We start from the raw sequence: 21283 nt of genomic DNA, 5'->3' as shown, positions 1-21283 counted from the left end.
CCTGTGTTTGAATGAACTCATGCCGACGCATCTCGACCCCGCGACCGATCTGCTCGACGGTTTCGCTCCCCACACCGACGCACAGGCACAGAAGTACCGCGACGCCGGCGTCTTCCTCGACCGCCCGTTGTTCGCCGGCCTCGATCTGGCCGCCGAGCGAACTCCCGACTCCCCTGCGCTGACCGATGCCTCCACCGACGGGCCGCGCACGCTCACCTATGCCGAGTTCCGCGACGCCACCCTCCGTCGTGCCGCCGGTTTCGTCGCGGCCGGACTGCGGCCGACGCAACGGGTCGTGTTGCAGCTGAACAACTCCCTCGACTTCGCGGTCACCCTGTACGGCCTCCTACGCGCGGGTGTCGTGCCGGTGATGACGCTGCCCGCGCACCGGATCACCGAGATCGCCCATCTCGCAGCCGGTGCCGGCGCGGTCGCCTACATCGGCGAGGACGGCCGCCGGGGATTCGACTACCGCGACCTCGCGACCGAGCTGCAGTCACGGGTGCCCGACGTCGCGCAGGTCTTCATCTCCGGCGAACCGGGTCCATTCACACCGCTCCCCGACGCCGACCCCGCCTCGGTCGAGCTCCCGGCCGCCCCCGACGCCGGGCTTCCCGCCCTGTTCCTCGTGTCGGGGGGCACCACCGGACTGCCGAAACTCATCGCGCGCACGCACGACGACTACGACCTCAACGCCCGGCTGTCCGCGGACGTCGCCGGCCTCACCGCCGACGACACCTACCTCGTCGCATTGCCCGCCGCGCACAACTTCCCGCTGTGCTGCCCGGGAATCCTGGGCGTCTTCGGTGCGGGCGGCCACGTCGTCTTCGCCGACAACCCCAGTCCGGACAACACTTTCGAGCTCATCGAGCGGCACCGCGTCACGGTGACCGCGCTCGTCCCCGCGCTCGCGCAACTCTGGTGCGCGGCGACCGAGTGGGAGCCGGCGGACATCAGCTCCCTGCGCCTGCTGCAGGTGGGCGGCGCCAAGCTGGCCCAGTCCGACGCCGTCGCCCTTGACACGGCCCTCGGCCCCGTCGTCCAGCAGGTCTTCGGCATGGCCGAGGGGCTGATCTGCTACACCCGGACCGACGACCCACGCGACCTGGTCCACCAGGTGCAGGGGGCGCCGATGTCGGCGCTCGACGAGGTGCGGGTCGTCGACGAGCAGGGAGCCGATGTCCCCGACGGGGAAGAAGGCGAACTGCTGGTGCGGGGGCCGTACACGATCCGCGGCTACTACCGCGCCGAGGCGCACAACGAGAAATCGTTCACACCGGACGGCTTCTACCGGTCCGGGGACAAGGTCACCCGGCTGCCGTCGGGGCACCTGGCCGTGACCGGCCGCATCAAGGACACCATCGTGCGCGCCGGGGAGAACGTCGCCGCCGACGACGTCGAGGAGAACCTCCTCGCCCACGATTCGGTCCGGCAGGTCGCGGTGGTCGGGCTGCCCGACGATGCGCTCGGTGAGAAGATCTGTGCGGCAGTCGTGCTCTCGCACGAACACCCCCCGGCCCGACCGCTCGAGCTGGCGACGATCCGTACGTTCCTCGCCGAACGCGGTCTCGCGTCCTTCAAACTGCCCGACGTGATCCGCGTCGTGACCACCCTGCCGGTCACCGCGGTCGGCAAGATCGACAAGAAGGTGCTCCGCGAGACATTGCTGTCGGAGCCGTCGGCGGGCTGAGCCGAGTCGGAGCCCGTTCCTCACACCGGCGCGAGCGCGACCACCGCTTCCTAAGAGCCTGCTGAATTAGGGTCCAGCCTGGGTTGAGGTTCCTGCTGCGGGGATGTGTCGGTTCCGGGGTGTGGTCGTGGTGATCGATCTAGGTGGGGCGGCGGTGCCGCGGTTCAGGCGGTGGCCAGTGTCCAGGTGCCGTTGGTGGTAGTCAGTCCGAGGGTGATCAGGCGGCGTAGGTTGATCGCGGCGGCGCGGTGGTGCAGCCAGTTGTTGTTGCGTTCGATTCCACGGTAGGGCACCCGCCGGTTACCGCGGGTGAGCCAGGCAATCGTCCGTTCGACCATGGGTCGATGCTGGCGGTAGGTGTCGGCAATAGTGTTGTCAGAGAAGTGTTGTCGGTGTTCGCGCTGGAGTTGGTGGTGTTCGCCGAAACTGATTTTGCGTCCACGAACCGCGGTGGTGCACCGTGCCCGAAGTGGGCAGTCGTGGCAGGCCGCACCGTAGGTGACGTGGCCTTTCGCGCTGACCGGTCGGGTCAGGTTGTTGGGGCAGGTCAATGTGTTCGCGTCGGCGTCGAAGGTGAAATCGTCGACGACGAAACCACCAGCAACCGCCGGCATGTGTGGCTTGGGTTTGATCACCGCGTTCCATCGTGTCCGCGCCAGCGTGGCCAGCATGTCACCGGAGGCATACGCTGAATCACCCAGCACCTCACGATCGTCGGCGTCGTCGGCGACGGTCGGATCGCTCAGCAACAACCGTGCCCCGACTGCTCCGTCGGAAGTGTCCGGACCAGCGGCTTTGGTCATCTCGATCGCGGTGACCAACCCGGTCTCCGGTTCATTGACGATGTGGCCCTTGAACCCGTCCTGCTGGCGTGCCCGGGTTTTGTGGGCGTGCCGGGTGTCGGTATCGACGGTGGAGATCACCCGGTCCGGGGCGGTCCGGGGCGCGATGCGCCAGCGTCCGTCGGTGCCATCAGAACCTGGTGCCGGTTCCACATCCTGGCCGGTCACCAATGCCAGCAATGCCACCGCCTGCGCCTGGGCCTCGTTACTCGGCTCCTTGTCGATGGCCTCGAGGTCCAGACCGTCGAGCACGGCCAACCCATCTTCGACAAGGGCGCTGATCAGGTCCTGTTGAGCACACTCATCATCCCAGGCGATCCGCGGCTTGCCGGGCCGGTCATAGCCGCCGCCGGTCAACGCGGCCAGACGAGTCGCGTGCTGCTCGACCACCACCGCACCACCGTCGACCTCTCGGGCGACCCGCCGGATCGCCGCGATCACCTGGGTGATGGCGTCCTGGCGGGCCACCGCGTCATCGAAGATCGTCGAATCCAGCGCTCGACGGCTCTTACCCGCGAGCACCCCGGTGGTGGTGATGACCTCGCGTACCACCTCGAAAATGCGGTGCGGCCGATCGCTGGCTGCCAGTCGCCGACGCCAGTACGTCAGAGTCGACGGATGAAAACCTTTGTTACCCAACACGAATCCACACGCCGCTTTCCACCGCAGATCGAAAGTGACCGCATCAGCGGCTTCGCGATCGGACAAACCCTGCAGCGTTTGCAGCACGATCACCGACGCCATCGTGGCCGGCGGGATCGACGGACGGCCCCGGCCGCTGGGAAACAGGTCCGCGAACATCTCCGCAGGAAACAACTGCTCGCGATGAGCAGCCAAAAACGCGAACACACTGCCCTCGGCCAGCAAATGCCCGACGACCGAGTTCACATCCAGAAACTCACCCTGACGATCCGGCTCACCCTGCATACCCACCAGGATCCCAGCCCACCAGGCAAACCCGCTCACCCCACACCGAAACGACACCGACTATTTCAGCAGTCTCCTAATCCGAAAGAAGCGCATAACCCCTGCTCCCTGAGGTGCGAGGAGCGATAGCGACGAGCCTCGAAGGGTCCGGCGAGGAATGTTCTGGAGCCGCCGAGGCTTACCTTCGGATCACACCGGCGCGAGCGGCACGATCCCGGGATGGCTGTCGAGGTAGCGCTTGGTGAACGTGCACACCGGCCGGAGGCGGGCACCCTGTTCGCGGGTGTAGTGCACGGCGCTACGGGTGAGTCGCGTGGCGAGTCCGTGTCCGCTGTATTCGTCGTAGAGCACGGTGTGCAGCACGGTGATGGTGGTCTGACCGTCCGCCGACTCGGTCGAATAACCGAGCACGCCGACCAGGTCGCCGGCGACCCAGAGTTCGAATCGGTCGCGGTCGGGATTGTGTACCACCTGCGAGATCTGTTGCAGGATGGACTTTGCCGACTGTGGTGGTCGCTGACGATGCTTGCGTAGCACCCGACCCTCCTCACCTCGTGATCGCGGACATCGGATCACCGGCGCGTACCTGCCACACGCGACAGCGCCATCCCTGTGATCCGGGTCACACGGTACCTTACGGAACCGTAACTGCCGACCCCGATCGTGTGATCGTCGCAAATCGATACGGTCTTCCCCACCCGCACGCACCGACCGGACGATGCGATGTAGGGTGGCGGACGCACGACAACTACACACCGCGGGGGCTCTCACGATGACCGAGGGCTGAGATGGCGACGGGCGGTCGCCGACCGCTCGAACCTGTCCGGGTAATGCCGGCGTAGGGAGACCAGCCATGGGCACACGTGTATCCACCACCCGCAACAGCAGCGCACCCGCCGATTCCGGGTTCCTGACCCTCGGCCCGATCGAGGGCAGCGCCAAGCACTACCTCGCCGTCGACGACCTGCGTGTGCCGCAGCGTCGAATCCAGCTCACCAACGGCGAACACCTCGACGTCTACGACACCTCCGGCCCCTACACCGATACGGCGGCGCACATCGACGTCGAGAAGGGCCTCACCCCCACCCGCGACAGCTGGCATCGGCCCGACCCGATCGAAGGCGCGAGCACCCAGCTGGCCTGGGCGCGTGCCGGCATCATCACCGACGAGATGCGGTTCATCGCCGCCCGGGAGGGCGTCGACGCCGAACTGGTCCGGTCGGAGGTCGCCATCGGCCGCGCGGTCATCCCGGCCAACCACCGCCACCCCGAGTCCGAACCGATGATCATTGGCAAGAACTTCGCGGTGAAAGTCAATGCGAACATCGGTAATTCGGCGGTGCGCAGCTCGATCTCCGACGAGGTCGAGAAGATGGTGTGGGCCACCCGCTGGGGCGCCGACACGATCATGGATCTCTCGACCGGCGCCGACATCCACACCACCCGCGAGTGGATCATGCGTAACTCGCCGGTCCCCGTGGGGACGGTTCCGATCTACCAGGCGCTGGAGAAGGTCAACGGCGATCCCGCCTCGCTGACCTGGGAACTGTATCGCGACACAGTCATCGAGCAGGCGGAGCAGGGCGTCGATTATATGACCGTCCATGCCGGTGTCCTGCTGCGCTACGTTCCGCTGACCGCGAAGCGGGTGACGGGCATCGTCTCGCGCGGCGGTTCGATCATGGCGGCCTGGTGTCTCGCGCACCACCGGGAGTCGTTCCTGTACACGCACTTCGACGAGTTGTGCGAGATCTTCCGCCGCTACGACATCACGTTCTCCCTCGGCGACGGCTTGCGCCCCGGATCGATCGCCGACGCGAACGACGAGGCCCAGTTCGCCGAACTCCGCACTCTCGGCGAGCTGACCGCGATCGCCAAATCGCATGGTGTGCAGGTCATGATCGAAGGCCCCGGGCACGTCCCGATGCACAAGATCGCCGAGAACGTGCGCCTGGAGGAGGAGCTGTGCGAGGAGGCCCCCTTCTACACCCTGGGTCCGCTCGCCACCGACATCGCGCCGGCCTACGACCACATCACCTCGGCCATCGGCGCGGCGATGATCGCTCAGGCCGGCACCGCGATGCTGTGCTACGTGACTCCGAAAGAGCATCTAGGACTTCCGGACCGCGACGACGTCAAGGTCGGCGTGATCACGTACAAGATCGCGGCGCACTCGGCCGACCTGGCCAAAGGCCACCCGCGGGCACAGGAACGCGACGACGCACTGAGCAAGGCGCGCTTCGAGTTCCGCTGGACCGACCAGTTCAATCTCGCCCTCGACCCCGACACCGCGCGCGCATACCACGACGAGACGCTGCCCGCCGAGCCCGCGAAGACCGCCCACTTCTGCTCGATGTGCGGACCCAAGTTCTGCTCGATGCGGATCTCGGCGGACGTCCGCGCCTACGCCGAGGAGCACGGTCTCGTCACCGCGGACGACATCGACCGGACTATCGCCGAGGGCATGGCCGCGAAGTCGGCCGAGTTCGCCGAGGCCGGTAACCGCGTGTACCTCCCGCTCCAGACGACCGGCGGCGCCTGATGCGCACAGACGACGCACGACGACGCACAGTCGACGCGAATCAGCGCACGGTCGACGAACAGGCCTACACGGGACTCCCGCTGTCACCGCCCGGAACGGCCCCGGTACGGGTCCTGACCATCGCTGGTTCGGACTCCGGCGGGGGCGCGGGAATTCAAGCAGACATGCGCACCTTCGCCCTGCTCGGGGTGCACGGGTGTGTCGCGGTGACCGCGGTGACGGTCCAGAACTCGGTGGGCGTGAGCGGGTTCGAGGAGATCTCACCGCAGACCGTGGCGGCGCAGATCGACTCCGTGTCCGGTGACATCGGTGTGGCCGCGGCGAAGACCGGGATGCTCGCGTCGGCGCCCATCATCGAGGCCATCGTCGAGCAGTGCCGCACGAGCGGTATCGGCCGGGACACATCCGTTCCGCTGGTGGTCGATCCGGTGTGCGCGTCGATGCACGGCAACCAGCTGCTCGCCGACTCGGCACTCGACACCCTGCGGCACAGCCTGTTTCCCCTCGCGACGGTGGTGACCCCGAACCTGGACGAGGTTCGCCTGATCACCGGGATCGAGGTCACCGATACCGCGTCGCAACGCGACGCGGCCAGGGCGCTGCTCGATCTCGGGCCGCGCTGGGCGCTGGTGAAAGGCGGGCACCTGCGAAGCTCGGACCACTCCCCCGATCTGCTCTACGACGGCGACCAGTTCATCGAGCTCAGCCACGAACGCATCGACACCCCGCATGACCACGGCGCCGGCGACACCCTCGCCGCCGCGATCGCATGCGCGCTGGCCCACGGGCACGACGTTCCCGCGGCGGTCGGCTTCGGCAAGGACTGGGTGACCCGCTGCCTGGCCGCTGCGTATCCACTGGGCGCCGGCCACGGTCCGGTCAATCCGCTGTGGCGTGTGGGCGTCGGGTCGGCGGACTGACGCGAACACGAGAAACAGACAACGCTCCCCGACGGCGACCGGCGCCATCGGGGAGCGATGTCTGTGTCGAGGGACCGTCAGGCGGTTCCGCTGAGGGCCTTGCTCTTCAAGTGCTCGAACTCCTGGGGTGTGATCGCGCCCGAGTCGAGCAGGTTCTTCGCGTCGGCGATCTGCTGGGTCGGCGAGGTGCCTGCGACGGACCGGATGTACTCGTCGGACGCCTGCTTGGCCTCGCTGTAGGCCTCACGCTGACGCTCGGCCATCCCCTTGCCCTTGGCGAGCAGGTACACGATGGCGGTGAGGTACGGGAGGAAGATCAAGAAGACAATCCAGGCCGCCTTCTGCCAGCCCGACGCGGCCTTGTCCCGGAACAGGTCGCTGATGATGTGCCACAGGACGATCAGGTAGGCCACGAACGCGAAGATGACGATCGTGTACCAGATGAAGTCCCAGAATGAATCCCACATCGGAGTGTCTCCCTTGTCTAGAAGAAATCGGCGAGTTCAGAGCCGAGCACATGAACCGTTATGAAGCATTACACAGCACCGACCTCGACACCGTGACGAACTGGAAAGATGTTCGTGAAATCGTGTGAAAAGACCATTGCGGGCGCAATTCCTCCGATTTCGCCCCGCACGATCACAACTTCGCGAAGGGCGACATGGAATCTCACCCGGTAGGTATCGAGAAGGTCGAGCTCGGTCTCGACACGTTCGGGGACATCACCGCCGAACCCGACGGCACATTGCGCTCGGGGTCGCAGACCCTGCGCGATCTGCTCGAGCAGGCCATCCTCGCCGACACGGTCGGCGTCGACTTCCTCGGTGTCGGTGAGCATCACCGGGACGACTACGCGGTGTCGGCACCCGAGGTCGTACTCGGCGCCATCGCGGCGCGCACCACCCGGATGCGTCTCGGTTCGGCCGTCACCGTCCTGAGTTCCGATGATCCGATCCGCGTGTTCCAGCGGTTCTCGACAGTCGATGCGTTGTCGTCGGGTCGTGCCGAGGTGATCCTCGGGCGCGGGTCGTTCACCGAGTCGTTTCCGCTGTTCGGTTTCGACCTCTCCGATTACGAGGAACTGTTCAGCGACAAGCTGGCCCTGTTCGCCGAACTGCGCACCGGCCGACCGGTCTCCTGGTCGGGTTCCACGCGCAGTCCTCTGCAGTCCCAGACGGTCTACCCCGAACTCGAGAACCCGCCCCTGCCGACGTGGATCGCGGTCGGCGGCAGCCCGGAGTCGGTGGTACGTGCCGCGTCGTACGGCCTGCCGCTCATGCTCGCGATCATCGGCGGCGACCCACTGCGCTTCAAGCCGTACGTCGATCTCTATCACCGCGCCCTGCGCGAGATGGACAAGCCGCTGATGCCCGTCGGCGTGCACTCACCGGGACATGTCGCCGACACCGACGCGCAGGCACGCGACGACCTGTGGCCGCACTACCGCGAGTACGTCGGACGCATCGGTCGCGAACGCGGCTGGCCGCCCCCGACCCGCATCGAGTTCGAGCGGTCGACCGGACCCGGCGGCTCGCTCTACGTCGGGTCGCCCGACACCGTTGCCCGCAAGATCGCGTCGACCGTCCAAGCTCTGGGACTGAGCCGATTCGACCTGAAGTACTCGCACGGGACACTCGGCCACGCCGAGCTCATGCGCAGTGTCGAGCTCTATGGGACGCAGGTCATCCCGCGGGTGCGCGAACTGCTCAGCGTCGGGTCAGGGTGAGCTGGAAGTCGCCCGCGGGATCGGTCCACGCCGACACGACGGACAGTCCGGCCGACTCGAGTTCTTCCGCGAGCGCCCCCGGCTGGAACTTGGTGCTGATCTCGGTGTGGATCTCGGTTCCCGCGGGCACCCGCCACGATCGGCCCAGCACACCGAAGTACGCGTCGACGTCCCGTCGGGCACGTAGCCACATCTCGACGCGGTGCTCGCCCGGATTCCAGCGGGCGATGTGTTCGAAGTCGTCGGCGTAGAGCCCGCGAGCGTCGAGGCCGGCACGGAGCACCTCGATCATGTTCCGGTTGAAATCGGCGGTCACACCGGCACTGTCGTCGTAGGCGGCGACGAGCCGCCCGGTGTCCTTGACGAGGTCGGTGCCGAGGAGAAAGTAATCACCCGGGGACAACGAGCCGACCATCGAACGATAGAACTCCGCGCGCGCAGCAGGATCGAAGTTGCCGATAGTGCCACCGAGGAACACCGCGAGGCGCGGGCCGTCGGCGGGCGGGAGATCCAGGTCGGGCTCGGTGAAGTCGGCGACCACGGGGACGACGTCGATCCCGGGATAGTCGACGGCGAGCACTTCGGCTGTCGTCGTGAGCATCTCGGTGCTGACGTCGACGGGGACGTAGGTCGGACGCTCACCGTCGGCGGCCGCGTCCACGAAGGCGTCGAGCAGCAGACGCGTCTTGGTCGATGTGCCCGAGCCCAGTTCGACGATGACGTCGGCACGGGTCGTCGAGGCGATCTCGGCCGACCGCGCGCGCAGGATCGCGGTCTCGCGGCGGGTGGGATAGTACTCGGGCAGACGGGTGATCTCGTCGAAGAGCTTGCTGCCGCGCTCGTCGTACAACCACTTCGTCGGGAGGACCGGCGGTTGCTGCCACAATCCCGAGAGTGCGTCTGCGGCAAGGCCCCCGATGGCCGTCTCCCCGGTGGTCGCCGTCACCGGGGTGTCGCTGTCGAGGCTCATCGGGCCAGCCGGAGTCCCGAGAAGACCCAGCGCGACGGCGCCGGGAAGAAGTTCCGGTACGTCAGTCGTTCGTGACCCACAGGCGTCACCGCGCTCGCCCCGCGCAGCACATGCTGGTCGGACATGAACTTGCCGTTGTATTCACCCACCGCGCCGTTGGCGGGCACGAAGCCGGGATAGGGCAGGTACGCACTGGCCGTCCACTCCCACACATCCCCGATCATCGCCGCACCGACGCGGCCGGGATGACATCGGTCCGGGTCGAGCAGGGCCCCGCGCTCGGTACCCAGTGAGCCGGCAGCGATCTCCCACTCGAATTCGGTGGGCAGCCGGGCCCCCGCCCAGCGGGCGTAGGCGTCGGCCTCGTAGAACGAGACGTGCAGGACGGGCTCGTCGGGCACGATCTGCCGCCGGCCGGACAGGGTGTACGTCGTCCAGTCCGACGGGTCGGTGGAGCGCGCACCCGTTTCGTCGCGCCAGTATCCCGGTGCGTCCCATCCGGTCTGGCGGATGGTCGCCCACCCGTCGGACAACCAGAATTCGGCGCGCCGGTAACCGTCGTCGGCCATGAACTCCAGCCAGTCGGCGTTGGTGACCGCGCGGTCGGCTATCTCGAAGTCCTCGAGATACACCCGGTGCCGGGGGCCCTCGTTGTCGTAGGAGAATCCGCTGCCCAACGCGCCGATCTCGTTGACGCCGCCCTCGAACTGCCGCCAGCCCAACGCTTTCGCGATGCCCGGTTCGTCGGGTTCGCGATCGATGTACACCGGCCCGAACGTATTGGTGGAGAAGAGATGCTTGATGTCCATGAGCAGCAGCTCTTGGTGCTGCTGTTCGTGATTGAAGCCGAGTTCGACGAGTTCGAGTGCGGCCTCGTCGAGGTCGCCGCGCTCGAGGAGATCCACCATCGCGGCGTCGACATGCTCGCGGTAGCGGGTCACATCGCGGACACCCGGCCGCGTGACGAGACCGCGATCAGGTCGTGGATGCCGTTCTCCCACAGCCTCGTAGTAGCTGTTGAACAGGTACCGGAACGTGTCGTCGTAGACCTTGTACGCGGGGTCACGCCGCAGGATGAACTCCTCGAAGAACCAGGTGACGTGCGCCCGGTGCCATTTCGCCGGGCTCGCCTCGGTCATCGACTGCGGTGTCTGGTCCTCGGGCGAAAGCCGTTCGGACAGCGTGTCGGTCAGGGCGCGGACGTCGAGGTAGCGACGCGCGACATCGGTGACGACACCGTTCGCCGGCGGGCTCTCGGCGGACCGGGTGTCTGTGGACTGGGGACGAACCGACGGTTCGGTGATGCTCACTGGATAACCTCCCGTGGCAAAGCCTGGAGCGGCCGGCGACGACTTCGCCGATCTCCGCATCCATCGTCATGACGCTTGCCGTTCCTGTCAACGCACAGGCTCTTATCGGCCTCGACGTGTCGTCGTCAACTCGGGGTTGACGCGATCGACTCGTCAACCTACGGTTGACGCATGCCCCAGAATTCAGTCACCATCCGCCTCGACGACCTGATCCATGCCATCCGCAAGGTCCACGACGACCCGCTGGACCAACTCTCCGACGCGGTGGTCGCCGCGCAGCACCTGGGCGACATCGCCGACAGCCTGATCGGTCACTTCGTCGACCAGGCCCGCCGCTCGGGAGCATCGTGGACCGCGATCGGCACCAGCATGGGCGTGAGCAAACAGGCCGCTCAGAAGCGGTTCGTCGACCGCGTGTCGTCCGCAGGCGAGAACAATGCACCCGGCGCGGACAACCCGTTCTCGCGTTTCACGCCCCGGGCCGCGAACGTACTGATGGCCGCGAACGCGGCAGCGGCCGCGGGCCGTGCCGAGCACGTGACCCCGGCCCACATCGCGCAGGCCCTCACGGTCGAACCGAAGTCCCTCGTGTTCCATGTGCTGCGGGACTCCGGTATCGACGCCGACGCCTGGCGTGCAGCCATCGCGCCACTGCTCCCGGCACCGCGGGACATCGCCGACGACGAAGCAACGAGCGTGGTGCCCTACGACGACGCGTCGAAGTCGGTCCTGGAGTCGACCGTCGCTGCCGCCCTCGATCTCGGGCACAACCACATCGGCACGGAGCATCTCCTGCTCGGCTTCTTCGTCGATGCAACGCTCGCCGAGGCGATGAGCGGGCTGGGTCTCACGGCCGATGCCGTCCGCTCGACCATCGTCGCGACGCTGGCGCAGGTATTGGAGCAGCCCGGCGCCGGGAGCGAAGCGAGCGGGCCGAATCAAACCGGCGCCGGGAGCGAAGCGAGCGGGCCGAATCAAACCGGCGCCGGGAGCGAAGCGAGCGGGCCGGGTCAGACCGACTAGTCCGAATCGGAGATGTAGTGCACCGCAGCCTCTTCCGCGGAGGCCCCGGCGCCGTCGATCCCGGCGTCCTCGGCGACGGCGTCCGACTCGGTGTCGATACCAGATCCGGCATCCGGGGCGATGAGACGTCCGGCGCGGCGGTCGCCGACCTCGTCGTCTTCCTCGAACTCCTCGTCACGGTCGGAATCGTGTGCGCGCCAATCGGTCCGCGCACGTTCCTCGGCAGTGATCTCGTCGAGCGGATCGACCGCTCCGACGTCGGGCTCCTCCTCGGCCAGCCGCTCGTCGAGCGTCTCGCCCTCGGCCTGTTCCCGGGAGGTCAGCCCGTGGACGGCACCCTTGGGGACATAGTCGGGCGGTGAGTACCCCTCGTCGAGGACGTCGTCGACGCCGCGGTCGTCCAGAGTGTCCTCCGGCTGCAGTTGGTCGTCCTCGTCCAGGCTGTACTCGCCGTCCGAACCCTCCGGGGTGCTACCGATGTCGTCCTTCATCCTTGCCACGATGCCAGCCCGCCGGGAGTCCCGCCAGGACGACCCGACGGCGCGACGTGGCCGACCGCTGTCGGTCGCGCTCACCCGGTTCGGCCGAATCGCCGGTGCCGTCGTGCCGGATCGGCGACAATGTCGAGGGTGATCGAGGAAATGCAGGCCGAGGCCCGGGCGCTGCTCTCGGCCGGTGAATACGACCACGCGCTGGCCGAGTTCTCCGTGCTCCGCGAGATCAGATCGCGCCGCGAGGGACCGTATTCGGTGATGTACCTGTCCAATCTGCACGACTGCGTCCGCTGCATGTCCCATCTCATGCTGTGGTCCGACGCCAGCCACCTGTGTCGTGAACTGCACGGCAAGTACGTGCGCACGCACGGGCGCGCCGAAGCCGACACGGTCGACGTCGCGAAGCACTGGGCCTGGGCGCTCGTGCACCTGCACGACTATCCGCCGGCCGTCCGGTTGTACCTGCTGACCGCCGACGCGCTCTGGAAGTCCGATCCCGCCCAGGCGCAACGTCTGCTCGGCGCGGCGGTGGTCCATCGGCACGACACCGATCCCCTCGCGCTGATCTCGCCGGGGCTCATCGACGGTGTCGGACTCCGTCACGCCGACGAGGAGCGAGAACTGCTCACGCGCCTGGTCGATAGGTTGGCCGATGGTGGCGGCGCTCCGGCGAGCGCGGCCACCATCGACGGTCTGGCTCTGGTGTGAGCCGTCAGACGACGTCTCGGCGTCGGCGTCGCATGATGTAGCTGTCGGCGCCCATCCGGCCGGCCGACGTGTAGCCGACGGCCAGCAGGCCCGCGATCAGCGCGAGCGGCCACTCGTAACCGCCGTCCATGTTCCAGAACCCGGCGTCCCAGTGCACGAACACGATCGCGCCGATCATGTCGGCGATCAGCAGGGTCGCGACGATCGGCAGCAGCAGTCCGAGGATCAGCAGGATGCCGCCGATCAGCTCGACCCATGTCGCGTAGTACGCGGCGAGCTCTGGGTAGGGGATGTCCATGCCGGCCGGGCCGAATGCCGCCTTGGTGGCGTCCATACCCTGGGTGACCAGCTTCTGCCACCCGTGGGCGATGAAGATGATGCCGAGTATCAGGCGCGCGAGAAACTGCGCCACACTACCGAATCCGCTCATTCCGCACTCCTCGAATCGATCGGGCGGGCCGGCTGTGCCGCCGCCAGGTACTCTCTCAGTGTCCGGGACAGCATCGCCCCGTCGCGGGTGAACAGCCGAATCGAGACGTCACCACCGAACCGCAACCGCTTCGTGACCGGTCGCAGCGCGTCGCCGACGCGACTCGTCGAGGCGCGCCGCCGCACGTCAGCCCGCCGGGGCAGAACGGAGTAGGAGTCGAGAGTGCCGGGAAAGTCTGGGCTGGGTTCACGTGGCAACTCCGGGCAACCCGTGCTGGGGGCACCCGCCGACGTCCTCGATACATATCTGCCCGACAACGGCAATCTGGGCTATCGCATCTCTCGATACGATCTGGAACTTGAGTACAAGGTGTCGAGCAATCGACTCGAGGGCACCGCGATCCTGACCGCGACGTCGTATGCCGAGCTCAAGCGTTTCACCCTCGACCTGGCGAGCTCGCTGTCGGTGCAACGGGTGTCGGTCAACGACAAGCGCGCCCGCTATTCGCATCGTCGGCACAAGCTGACCATCACCCCCGACACTCCACTCCCCCCGGGCGGGGCGATGACCGTCACCGTCCGATACCACGGCAGTCCGCATCCGATCCGCGGCCCGTGGGGTGAGGTCGGTTGGGAGGAACTGACCGACGGCTCGCTCTGTGCGAACCAGCCCAACGGGGCGGCGTCGTGGTTCCCCTGCGACGACCACCCGAGCGCCAAGGCGCCGTACCGGATCTCGATCACCACCGACAGCCCGTATCACGCGCTCGCCAACGGCGTCCTGGAGTCCAAGCGGGTCCGCGCCGCGCAGACCACCTGGGTCTACGAGCAGGTGGAACCGATGCCCACCTACCTGGCGTCGATCCAGATCGGTCAGTACAAGCAGATCTCGTTGGCGTCCAAACCGATTCCGGTCTCGGGCCTCGTCCCCTCGCGACTCGAGGAGAACTTCGGGGTCGATTTCGGTCAGCAGACCGAGATGATGTCCGCGTTCGTCGAGATGTTCGGGCCGTATCCGTTCCCCCAGTACACCGTCGTGGTCACCGACGACGAACTCGAGATCCCCATCGAGGCACAGAGTTTCTCCACCTTCGGGGCCAATCACTGCGACGGCAGCCGGCACGCGGAGCGGTTGATCGCCCACGAGCTCGCGCATCAGTGGTTCGGCAACTCGGTGACCGCGGCCCGCTGGCGCGACATCTGGCTCCACGAGGGTTTCGCCTGTTACGCCGAGTGGCTGTGGAGTCAGCACTCGGGCGGCCGCAGCGCCGACGAATGGGCGCGTCACTACTACGCGAAACTCGAATCGTCGCCGGTGCGTGTGCCACTCGCCGATCCCGGTCCGCGCAAGATGTTCGACGACTGGATCTACAAACGCGGCGCACTCACCCTGCACGCCCTGCGGCTGACCATCGGTGACGGCGACTTCTTCGCGCTGCTGCAGCGGTGGACCGACAAGTATCGGTACGGCTCGGTGACCACCGAGGACTTCATGGCGCTCGCCGCCACCCACTCGTCGAAGCCGCTCAAGGATCTCTGGGACGACTGGCTGTTCACGCCCGAGTTGCCGCCGTTCCCGGGTCCTTCCTGAACCGTTCGATGACGACCGATCCGACGACGCCGGGTCCGGACGCCGGTTCGGCCAGTCCGCCAGGCGACACCGACGCACGTTCACTGGGCCGGGTCACGATGGCGACGATCGTCGCGGCCGCGTCGGGATATGTCGTCCTGCTCTTGGCGGCCAGGCATCTCGGGGCCGTCGGTTACGGCGTGTTCGCCGTGTTCTGGGCTGCCTACGGCCTGGTGACCGGGGCGCAGAACGGGCAACTCCAGGAGACGACGCGGGCGGTCCGGACCGCCGCATCGGAGGGGCTCGCCCGGTCACGCCCGTTGCTGGTCAACGCGGGCATCGGGCTCGGCCTGGCCGTTCTGGTCGTCGCGACGTCACCGGTGTGGAGCTCACGCGTTTTCACCGCGGATCGCGGCCTGTCGGTGCTGCTGCTCGCCGTCGGCGTGGCGAGCTTCGCGGTGTACGCGCACCTGTGCGGAGCGTTGTCGGGGCGGCTGGACTGGTCGTCGTTCGCGGTGCTGCTGTCGGTCGACGCGCTGATCCGGCTCGCTGGTGCCGGTGTCGCGGTGGCGGCCGGCTGGGGTGTCACCGCGTTCCTGGTCGTCACCGTCGTCGGGTCGGTGTCGTGGTGCCTGCTGCTCGTGGTGTCGGCCTCGGCCCGCCGTGCGATCGGCGTCGCCGGCGACGTCGCGCCCCGACGTCTGACGGGCAACACCCTGACCGCGATGGCCGCCGCCGCCGCGAGCGCCGTCCTCGTCATGGGTTTTCCCGTGCTCATCAACCTGACCACCGACCTGCGTGGCGGCCCCGACGCCGACGACGTCCGGACTATCGGCGCGCTGATCCTCGCCGTCACCCTGACCCGCGCACCACTACTGGTGCCGCTCAACAGCTTTCAGGGTGTGCTGATCTCGAGGTTCGTCGACCGCCGGGACCACCGCCTCGCCGCGCTGGGTGCTCCCCTCGGGATCGTCGCCGCGGTCGGTGGCGTCGGGGTGACGGCCGCGTGGCTGGTGGGCCCGTGGTTGCTGCGATCGGTGTTCGGCGCCGACTTCGATCTCGACGGTGTGGTCGTGGCGATGCTGACGCTCGGCGCGACGTGCCTGGCGCTGCTGACGGTGACCGGCGCCGCCGCGATCGCCGCGGGCGCCCACCGCTGGTACGCGGCCGGATGGTGGATGTCGACCCTGGTCGCGATCGCGATGTTGTTGCTGCCGCTCGACGTCGCGACCCGGACCTGCGTCGCCCTCGTCGTCGGACCCCTGGTCGGCCTCGGCGTTCATCTCGTCGGGGTGCTGCGGGCCTGACCCTTCGTGACGCTCGCAAGCTCGCTCCTCAGGGAGCATGGGGTCGGCTCGCAAGCTCGCCCCTCAGTACCTGCGGCCTCGCGGCCGTCGTTGACCGAAAGAACCGCATAACCCCTGCTCCCTGAGCCTGGATATTTCACTGATGTTGCTGGTGTTCGGCGTGTGATACGCGAAAGTGCCTGTCTACCTTGTGATTATTGATTCACCACAAACAAATAGTCACAAGAAGAAAGGCACCTCGCAGGTGAAGAATAACGTGTATCCCGAGTTGATTGTCGACCCCACGCGCACCGAGTCGGTGCTGACAACCTCCGGCGGGGTGTTACTGACGAAAACCGTGCAGGTCTGCGGCCTGGGCGCCGCCCTGACCGCGGCAATGGCGCCATGGCGAACGACAGCCACGGTCCATGATCCGGCCAAGATCGTGCTGGATCTGGCGATGACCTTGGCGACCGGTGGTGACTGTGTGGCCGATGTGGCCACAGTCCGTGCTCAACCACAGTTGTATGGGCAGGTGGCCTCTGATCCCACGATCTCGCGGGTGATCACCCGACTCGCTGCTGATGTCGAGGCGGTCAGTACCGCGATCGGTGCGGCTCGCGCCGCCGCGCGGGAACGGGTGTGGGACATCGCCCGCCCACTGGAAGGCGCCGCGGGCAGCGTCGATGGCGGGCTGGTGACCGTCGATCTCGATGCCACGACCGTGACGGCCGGATCGGCCAAAGAACAGGCCCAGAAAACGTATAAACGGGTGTTCGGGCATTCCCCGATGTGTTCGTTCGTCGACCACGGCGCCTACGGCACCGGGGAAACACTGAACCTGGACCTGCGGCGTGGGGGCGCCTCCCCCAAGGGTGCGGACATGCACATCGCCGCCACCGAAAGGGCGGTGGCGCAGTTGCCCGCTGCCGAACGCGCCCACGTGCTCATCCGTACCGATTCGGCCGGGTGTGCCAAAGAGTTCCTGGCCTACCTGGCCGAGCAGAATCTGCAGTACTCGGTCGGGTTCACCATCACCGAACTGGTCAAAGAAGCCCTAGACGTGCTGCCCGAGGCTGCCTGGGTCACCGCGGTCAACAACGCCGACGCCGATCCGCGAGCTGATGCCCAGGTCGCCGAGATCACCCGCTACCTACCGCCGGCCACCCGTGCCGCAGAACCCGGCTACAAGTCCTGGCCATCGGGGATGCGGCTGATCGTGCGCCGTGAATACCCCCACAACGGAGCCCAACACCTCATCACCGATATCGAGGGCCGCCGCTACACCGTGTTCGCCACCAACACCCGCGGCCGCGGCTGGACCCTACCGACCCTGGAACTACGACACCGTCAACGCGCCCGCGCCGAGGACCGTATCCGCTGCCTCAAAGACACCGGCATGGCCAACCTGCCCTTCGAGGAATTCGCCAAAAACCAACTGTGGCTCGACATCGTCGCCCTAGCCTCCGACCTACTCGCCTGGACTCAAACCCTCGGCTACACCCGCCACGACCCCATCCGCCGCTGGGAACCCAAACGCCTACGCCACCGCCTACTCACCGTCGCCGGCAAAATCATCACCCACGCCCGCACCACCACCCTGCGACTACCCACCGACTGGCCCTACAACCACCACATACACCACGGCTGGCAACGCCTCACCGCCTAACCAGCCCCCTGTCACACGCACCCGGTCACCGCAGCCCCCACCCCCACCAGGAACTGAGAACAACCAGCGAACCGAACGCTGGCGACCCACCCTGCCCACACACCAACACCAACCCCACAACCCCACACCGACCGTTGATCGACGAAAACCCAGCCACCCATGAAAGATTCAGGCTGAGGTGCGAGGAGCGCAAGCGACGAGCCACGAAGGGCGCGGCGAGATGCGTCGCGAGGCCCTTCGAGGCTCGCTTCGCTCGCACCTCAGGGAGCAGGGGTTAAGCTCGCTTCGCCCGCACCTCAGGGAGCAGGGGTTGGGCTCGCTTCACACGCACCTCGAGGAGCGGGGGGCGCTCCTAGCCCCCGGACGAACCCCGCAACCGGCCGAGGCCCGCCCCGACGCGAGCCGAGAGGTGGTTCAGCCTCGACGTCGCGTGCCACCTGGCGGCGCGTGCCGCCTTCGGCCAGCCGTGCGCCTCGCAACGCTGCGCTTCGTCGGCGAAGAATCGGTTCTCCTCGGCGAACCGCCGACCGTCGACGGCCTGCACGGAACTCACCGAGGCGCGGTGCCTGCGGTAGGAGAAGACCACCTCGGGGTCGTAGACCAGTGACCCGCCGGCGCTCGCCAAATCGACGAGGAGTGCGAGATCGAGGACGATCTCGAGTCCGGGCCGGAACCCGACCTCGCGCACGGCGGCGGTCCGCCACACCAGGGACGGAAAGTAGGTCCAGTTGCCGTGGTACAGCGAGGTGGCCAGCTGTTCCCCGGACAGCACGGTCGCCCGCGGCGGCGCGAGAACCGACTTGATCCGGTCACCGAGCGGCGTGACCGGTTGTCCGTTCTCGTCGATGACGTCGACGCCGGGCGCGATGACCGCGGCGTCGGGATGGTGGCGGGCCATCGTACGGACGGTGGCGAGGTAGGCACGGTGCATCACGTCGTCGCACCCCATGACCACGAACCAGTCGGCGGTGACCAGCTCGACGCAGCGCCGGAAGTTCCCGTTCACGCCGAGGTTGGTCTCGTTGCGGAGGTACTGGACCCGGGCGTCACCGAGCGACTCCAGCCAGTGCCGCGGCGTCGGATCCGGGTAGCAGTCGTCGACGACGACGAGCCGAAGGTCCGGGTCGTCTTGGTCGAGCACACTGGTGACGGCTTGCCGGAACTGGGCGACGTCGCCGTAGAACGGCATCATCACGTCGATCGTCACCGGACAAGACTAACCAGGTCCGATCACCACGCGGCCCCCGAGGCGTGCCGGGCGGCAGACCCCGCGCGGAAGCGGGTTAGGGTTGTTGACCATGGCCGACCCCAGTACCAACGCCGACGTGTGGCTGGTGGTACCCGTTTTCAACGAGGGCCAGGTGATCCGCGAGGTGGCGGCCAAGGCCCGCGAGACGTTTCCCAACATCGTCTGCGTCGACGACGGCAGCTCGGACAATTCGGCCGAGGAGATCCGGGCCGCCGGGGTGCATCTGGTTCGGCACCCGGTGAACCTCGGTCAGGGCGCCGCGATCCAGACCGGCGTCGAGTACGCGCGTCGCCGGCCGGGGGCACGGTTCTTCGTGACCTTCGACGCCGACGGACAGCACCAGGTCGACGACGTGTCGGCCATGATCGAGCGCTTACGACGCGAGCCGGTCGACATCATCGTCGGAACCCGCTTCGCCGATGGTCGCAGCGAATCGGTTCCGATCCTGCGCCGGATGGCGTTGCGCACCATCGTGTTCCTGAGCCCGCGCACCCGTCGCCTCGGATTGTCCGACGCGCACAACGGACTTCGGGCGTTCAACAAGACCGTGGCCGATCAGCTCGACCTGCTCATGAGCGGGATGAGCCACGCGTCGGAGTTCATCGCGCTCATCGATCACCACCGGTGGCGGGTGGCCGAACAGCCCGTGACGATCCTCTACACCGACTACTCGCGGGCGAAGGGACAGTCGCTGATCAACGGGGTCAACATCGTCGCCGACGGCCTGTTCCACACCCGGATGAGGAAGTGATGCCACGATGATCTGGTTCCAGATCCTCGCGATCCTCGGTCTGGTCGCGCTCGTCGGTTTCTTCGTGGTGAACCGGGGCACGGCCCGCGCGTCGGCAGGCGTGAAGCTGCTGTTCGTCGCGTTCATCGGCTTCGGCCTCTACGCGATGCTGAGGCAGGACGACGTCACATGGGTGGCCAACAAGATCGGCATCCAACGTGGCCTCGACCTGGTCCTGTTCCTGCTGGTCATCGCATTCGCCTTCACGACGGTGTCGACGTATCTGCGGTTCCGCGACCTGGAGGTCAAGTACGCGCGGCTGGCCCGCGCGATCGCGCTGCAGGACGCGGAGCGCGAGAACCATTCCGGAACGGGCGACTAGCTCCGGACCGTCATCGACTGCGCCACGGCACTACCCGACTCCAGCCGATCGTTCGCACCATCGGCGGCGGAACGGCTTTCGGCCGCGGCCACCTGGAACATGGTGGCGACGATGGAGGCGTACAACACCAGCTCACCGAAGTTGCCTAGCCAGAGAACCGACATGCCCGCGGCCGCGGTGACCAGCATCGTCACCGAGCCGAGCAACAGCCAGAGCGACCGCACCTGACGCCACGCGGTCATCCCGATCGCGACGAGGATCAGCACGGTGCCCAGTGCGGGGACCGGCGGGCCGGCAGCGGCGGCGTTGGCGTACCGCAGCGCATCACCGTCGGTCGCCGGCGTCAGCTCCAGCGCCACGAAGCACTCGACGATCCCGACGACCACCAATGCGGCGACGAGAACGGCCCCGACCACGACCACCGGACGACTCCACCGCACCCCCAGACGCCAAGCGAGCACGGCCGCGGCGACAACGATCAGCGGAGTCATCAGCCCGTGAATCCAGAAGCGGGGCAGATTGATCGCGTACAGGAGGTCACCGAAGCCGACGAACCGTCCCACCGCAACCGCCATGTTGTCGAATGTCAGTGCCACGCCGAGCAGGACCACCAACCAGGCCACGGCCCCACCCGACCGCCTCAGGCGGAACGCACACGCGGTCAACGCGATCATCCCCAGCCCTATCGCGGCCATGATCGCCGAATTTCCCATCAGTCCAGTGAGCATCAGCTCGCCACCTCCCATCGCTCAGCTTACTGAACGATTCGGAGCCGTCACCCTCACGGACTGCCCTCCCGGACACAGTTTCGCCAAC

General features: G+C 67.2%; 20 protein-coding genes and 1 riboswitch. Of the genes, 11 read left to right on the top strand and 9 right to left on the bottom strand.

What is annotated here, in order from left to right:
• Positions 1 to 19: 19 nt before the first annotated feature.
• Positions 20 to 1690 carry a (2,3-dihydroxybenzoyl)adenylate synthase gene (locus LEL84_RS17780; protein ID WP_226512340.1) on the top strand — a complete coding sequence of 557 codons (1671 nt, stop codon included), beginning with the start codon at positions 20 to 22 and terminating at the stop codon, positions 1688 to 1690.
• Between the two features lie 164 nt (positions 1691 to 1854).
• Here the strand turns inward: LEL84_RS17780 and LEL84_RS17775 are convergent, their stop codons facing one another.
• Positions 1855 to 3459 (bottom strand): IS1182 family transposase, encoded by a 1605-nt coding sequence (locus LEL84_RS17775; protein WP_226514278.1) that lies wholly within the window; start codon positions 3457 to 3459, stop codon positions 1855 to 1857.
• A gap of 189 nt (positions 3460 to 3648) precedes the next feature.
• The gene (locus tag LEL84_RS17770; protein WP_065630486.1) at positions 3649 to 3996 is read right to left on the bottom strand and encodes a GNAT family N-acetyltransferase; all 348 of its coding nucleotides are present in this window, start codon (positions 3994 to 3996) and stop codon (positions 3649 to 3651) included.
• Positions 3997 to 4215: 219 nt separating this feature from the next.
• A riboswitch (TPP riboswitch) is annotated at positions 4216 to 4305 on the top strand.
• A 7-nt stretch (positions 4306 to 4312) separates the two neighbouring features.
• Between LEL84_RS17770 and thiC the strand changes: the two genes are divergently transcribed.
• Positions 4313 to 6001 carry a phosphomethylpyrimidine synthase ThiC gene (gene thiC, locus LEL84_RS17765; RefSeq protein WP_226512339.1) on the top strand — a complete coding sequence of 563 codons (1689 nt, stop codon included), beginning with the start codon at positions 4313 to 4315 and terminating at the stop codon, positions 5999 to 6001.
• Positions 6001 to 6921 carry a bifunctional hydroxymethylpyrimidine kinase/phosphomethylpyrimidine kinase gene (thiD, locus tag LEL84_RS17760; RefSeq protein ID WP_205333744.1) on the top strand — a complete coding sequence of 307 codons (921 nt, stop codon included), beginning with the start codon at positions 6001 to 6003 and terminating at the stop codon, positions 6919 to 6921. The genes thiC and thiD overlap by 1 nt, the downstream gene beginning before the upstream one ends.
• A 77-nt stretch (positions 6922 to 6998) precedes the next feature.
• Here the strand turns inward: thiD and LEL84_RS17755 are convergent, their stop codons facing one another.
• The gene (locus LEL84_RS17755) at positions 6999 to 7388 is read right to left on the bottom strand and encodes an SHOCT domain-containing protein (RefSeq protein ID WP_065630488.1); all 390 of its coding nucleotides are present in this window, start codon (positions 7386 to 7388) and stop codon (positions 6999 to 7001) included.
• Positions 7389 to 7582: 194 nt separating this feature from the next.
• Here LEL84_RS17755 and LEL84_RS17750 point away from each other — a divergent pair, with 194 nt between their 5' ends.
• Entirely contained in the window at positions 7583 to 8647 is a 1065-nt protein-coding gene (locus tag LEL84_RS17750) for an LLM class flavin-dependent oxidoreductase (protein ID WP_065630489.1), read from the top strand.
• Here the strand turns inward: LEL84_RS17750 and egtD are convergent.
• Together egtD and egtB are read right to left on the bottom strand one after the other, a co-directional pair.
• Complete coding sequence (gene egtD, locus LEL84_RS17745) at positions 8628 to 9617, bottom strand: L-histidine N(alpha)-methyltransferase (protein WP_065630490.1); 990 nt, start codon at positions 9615 to 9617, stop codon at positions 8628 to 8630. The genes LEL84_RS17750 and egtD overlap by 20 nt on opposite strands.
• The gene (egtB, locus tag LEL84_RS17740) at positions 9614 to 10927 is read right to left on the bottom strand and encodes an ergothioneine biosynthesis protein EgtB (RefSeq protein WP_226512338.1); all 1314 of its coding nucleotides are present in this window, start codon (positions 10925 to 10927) and stop codon (positions 9614 to 9616) included. Before egtB ends, egtD begins: the two co-directional genes overlap by 4 nt.
• 171 nt (positions 10928 to 11098) lie before the next feature.
• On the opposite strand from egtB, the gene LEL84_RS17735 reads away from it, so the two are divergent.
• Positions 11099 to 11950: a Clp protease N-terminal domain-containing protein gene (locus LEL84_RS17735; RefSeq protein ID WP_226512337.1), complete on the top strand. Its 852-nt coding sequence runs from the start codon at positions 11099 to 11101 to the stop codon at positions 11948 to 11950.
• Here LEL84_RS17735 and LEL84_RS17730 read toward each other — a convergent pair.
• Positions 11947 to 12441, bottom strand: a complete 495-nt coding sequence (locus LEL84_RS17730; protein ID WP_065630492.1) for a DUF5709 domain-containing protein — start codon at positions 12439 to 12441, stop codon at positions 11947 to 11949. The genes LEL84_RS17735 and LEL84_RS17730 overlap by 4 nt on opposite strands.
• 129 nt (positions 12442 to 12570) lie before the next feature.
• Between LEL84_RS17730 and LEL84_RS17725 the strand changes: the two genes are divergently transcribed.
• A complete protein-coding gene (locus tag LEL84_RS17725; protein WP_175401114.1) occupies positions 12571 to 13152 on the top strand; it encodes a hypothetical protein in 582 nt (193 codons plus the stop codon).
• A 4-nt stretch (positions 13153 to 13156) separates the two neighbouring features.
• On the opposite strand, the gene LEL84_RS17720 is transcribed toward LEL84_RS17725, so the two are convergent.
• Complete coding sequence (locus tag LEL84_RS17720; RefSeq protein ID WP_058251379.1) at positions 13157 to 13582, bottom strand: DoxX family protein; 426 nt, start codon at positions 13580 to 13582, stop codon at positions 13157 to 13159.
• 222 nt (positions 13583 to 13804) lie between these two features.
• Here LEL84_RS17720 and LEL84_RS17715 point away from each other — a divergent pair, with 222 nt between their 5' ends.
• The 3 genes from LEL84_RS17715 to LEL84_RS17705 all read left to right on the top strand — a co-directional run bounded on the left by LEL84_RS17715 (position 13805) and on the right by LEL84_RS17705 (position 18106).
• Positions 13805 to 15172, top strand: a complete 1368-nt coding sequence (locus tag LEL84_RS17715) for a M1 family metallopeptidase (RefSeq protein WP_226512336.1) — start codon at positions 13805 to 13807, stop codon at positions 15170 to 15172.
• 8 nt (positions 15173 to 15180) lie between these two features.
• The gene (locus LEL84_RS17710) at positions 15181 to 16458 is read left to right on the top strand and encodes a polysaccharide biosynthesis protein (RefSeq protein ID WP_226512335.1); all 1278 of its coding nucleotides are present in this window, start codon (positions 15181 to 15183) and stop codon (positions 16456 to 16458) included.
• Between the two features lie 244 nt (positions 16459 to 16702).
• Positions 16703 to 18106, top strand: a complete 1404-nt coding sequence (locus LEL84_RS17705; RefSeq protein ID WP_319005244.1) for an IS1380 family transposase — start codon at positions 16703 to 16705, stop codon at positions 18104 to 18106.
• Between the two features lie 352 nt (positions 18107 to 18458).
• Here the strand turns inward: LEL84_RS17705 and LEL84_RS17700 are convergent, their stop codons facing one another.
• The gene (locus tag LEL84_RS17700) at positions 18459 to 19313 is read right to left on the bottom strand and encodes a glycosyltransferase family 2 protein (RefSeq protein ID WP_226512334.1); all 855 of its coding nucleotides are present in this window, start codon (positions 19311 to 19313) and stop codon (positions 18459 to 18461) included.
• A 91-nt stretch (positions 19314 to 19404) separates the two neighbouring features.
• Between LEL84_RS17700 and LEL84_RS17695 the strand changes: the two genes are divergently transcribed.
• Positions 19405 to 20106 carry a glycosyltransferase family 2 protein gene (locus LEL84_RS17695; protein ID WP_226512333.1) on the top strand — a complete coding sequence of 234 codons (702 nt, stop codon included), beginning with the start codon at positions 19405 to 19407 and terminating at the stop codon, positions 20104 to 20106.
• A gap of 7 nt (positions 20107 to 20113) precedes the next feature.
• The gene (locus LEL84_RS17690) at positions 20114 to 20467 is read left to right on the top strand and encodes a DUF2304 domain-containing protein (protein WP_058251385.1); all 354 of its coding nucleotides are present in this window, start codon (positions 20114 to 20116) and stop codon (positions 20465 to 20467) included.
• Here LEL84_RS17690 and LEL84_RS17685 read toward each other — a convergent pair.
• A complete protein-coding gene (locus tag LEL84_RS17685) occupies positions 20464 to 21195 on the bottom strand; it encodes a hypothetical protein (RefSeq protein WP_226512332.1) in 732 nt (243 codons plus the stop codon). The genes LEL84_RS17690 and LEL84_RS17685 overlap by 4 nt on opposite strands.
• Positions 21196 to 21283 lie beyond the last annotated feature (88 nt).

The sequence above is a fragment of the Gordonia sp. WA4-43 genome, assembly GCF_020520305.1.
GTDB lineage: Bacteria > Actinomycetota > Actinomycetes > Mycobacteriales > Mycobacteriaceae > Gordonia > Gordonia hongkongensis.
The sequence above is the reverse complement of the archived record's forward strand: the minus strand, read 5'-3'. Positions and strand labels throughout refer to the sequence as shown.

Excerpts from the sequence above, each read along its gene's own strand:
- LEL84_RS17780 (WP_226512340.1), top strand. The coding sequence starts at position 20 with ATGCCGACGCATCTCGACCCCGCGACCGATCTGCTCGACGGTTTCGCT.
- LEL84_RS17775 (WP_226514278.1), bottom strand. The coding sequence starts at position 3,459 with ATGCAGGGTGAGCCGGATCGTCAGGGTGAGTTTCTGGATGTGAACTCG.
- thiC (WP_226512339.1), top strand. The coding sequence starts at position 4,313 with ATGGGCACACGTGTATCCACCACCCGCAACAGCAGCGCACCCGCCGAT.
- thiD (WP_205333744.1), top strand. The coding sequence starts at position 6,001 with ATGCGCACAGACGACGCACGACGACGCACAGTCGACGCGAATCAGCGC.
- LEL84_RS17755 (WP_065630488.1), bottom strand. The coding sequence starts at position 7,388 with ATGTGGGATTCATTCTGGGACTTCATCTGGTACACGATCGTCATCTTC.
- LEL84_RS17750 (WP_065630489.1), top strand. The coding sequence starts at position 7,583 with ATGGAATCTCACCCGGTAGGTATCGAGAAGGTCGAGCTCGGTCTCGAC.
- egtD (WP_065630490.1), bottom strand. The coding sequence starts at position 9,617 with ATGAGCCTCGACAGCGACACCCCGGTGACGGCGACCACCGGGGAGACG.
- LEL84_RS17735 (WP_226512337.1), top strand. The coding sequence starts at position 11,099 with ATGCCCCAGAATTCAGTCACCATCCGCCTCGACGACCTGATCCATGCC.
- LEL84_RS17730 (WP_065630492.1), bottom strand. The coding sequence starts at position 12,441 with ATGAAGGACGACATCGGTAGCACCCCGGAGGGTTCGGACGGCGAGTAC.
- LEL84_RS17725 (WP_175401114.1), top strand. The coding sequence starts at position 12,571 with ATGTCGAGGGTGATCGAGGAAATGCAGGCCGAGGCCCGGGCGCTGCTC.
- LEL84_RS17720 (WP_058251379.1), bottom strand. The coding sequence starts at position 13,582 with ATGAGCGGATTCGGTAGTGTGGCGCAGTTTCTCGCGCGCCTGATACTC.
- LEL84_RS17710 (WP_226512335.1), top strand. The coding sequence starts at position 15,181 with ATGACGACCGATCCGACGACGCCGGGTCCGGACGCCGGTTCGGCCAGT.
- LEL84_RS17695 (WP_226512333.1), top strand. The coding sequence starts at position 19,405 with ATGGCCGACCCCAGTACCAACGCCGACGTGTGGCTGGTGGTACCCGTT.
- LEL84_RS17690 (WP_058251385.1), top strand. The coding sequence starts at position 20,114 with ATGATCTGGTTCCAGATCCTCGCGATCCTCGGTCTGGTCGCGCTCGTC.
- LEL84_RS17685 (WP_226512332.1), bottom strand. The coding sequence starts at position 21,195 with ATGCTCACTGGACTGATGGGAAATTCGGCGATCATGGCCGCGATAGGG.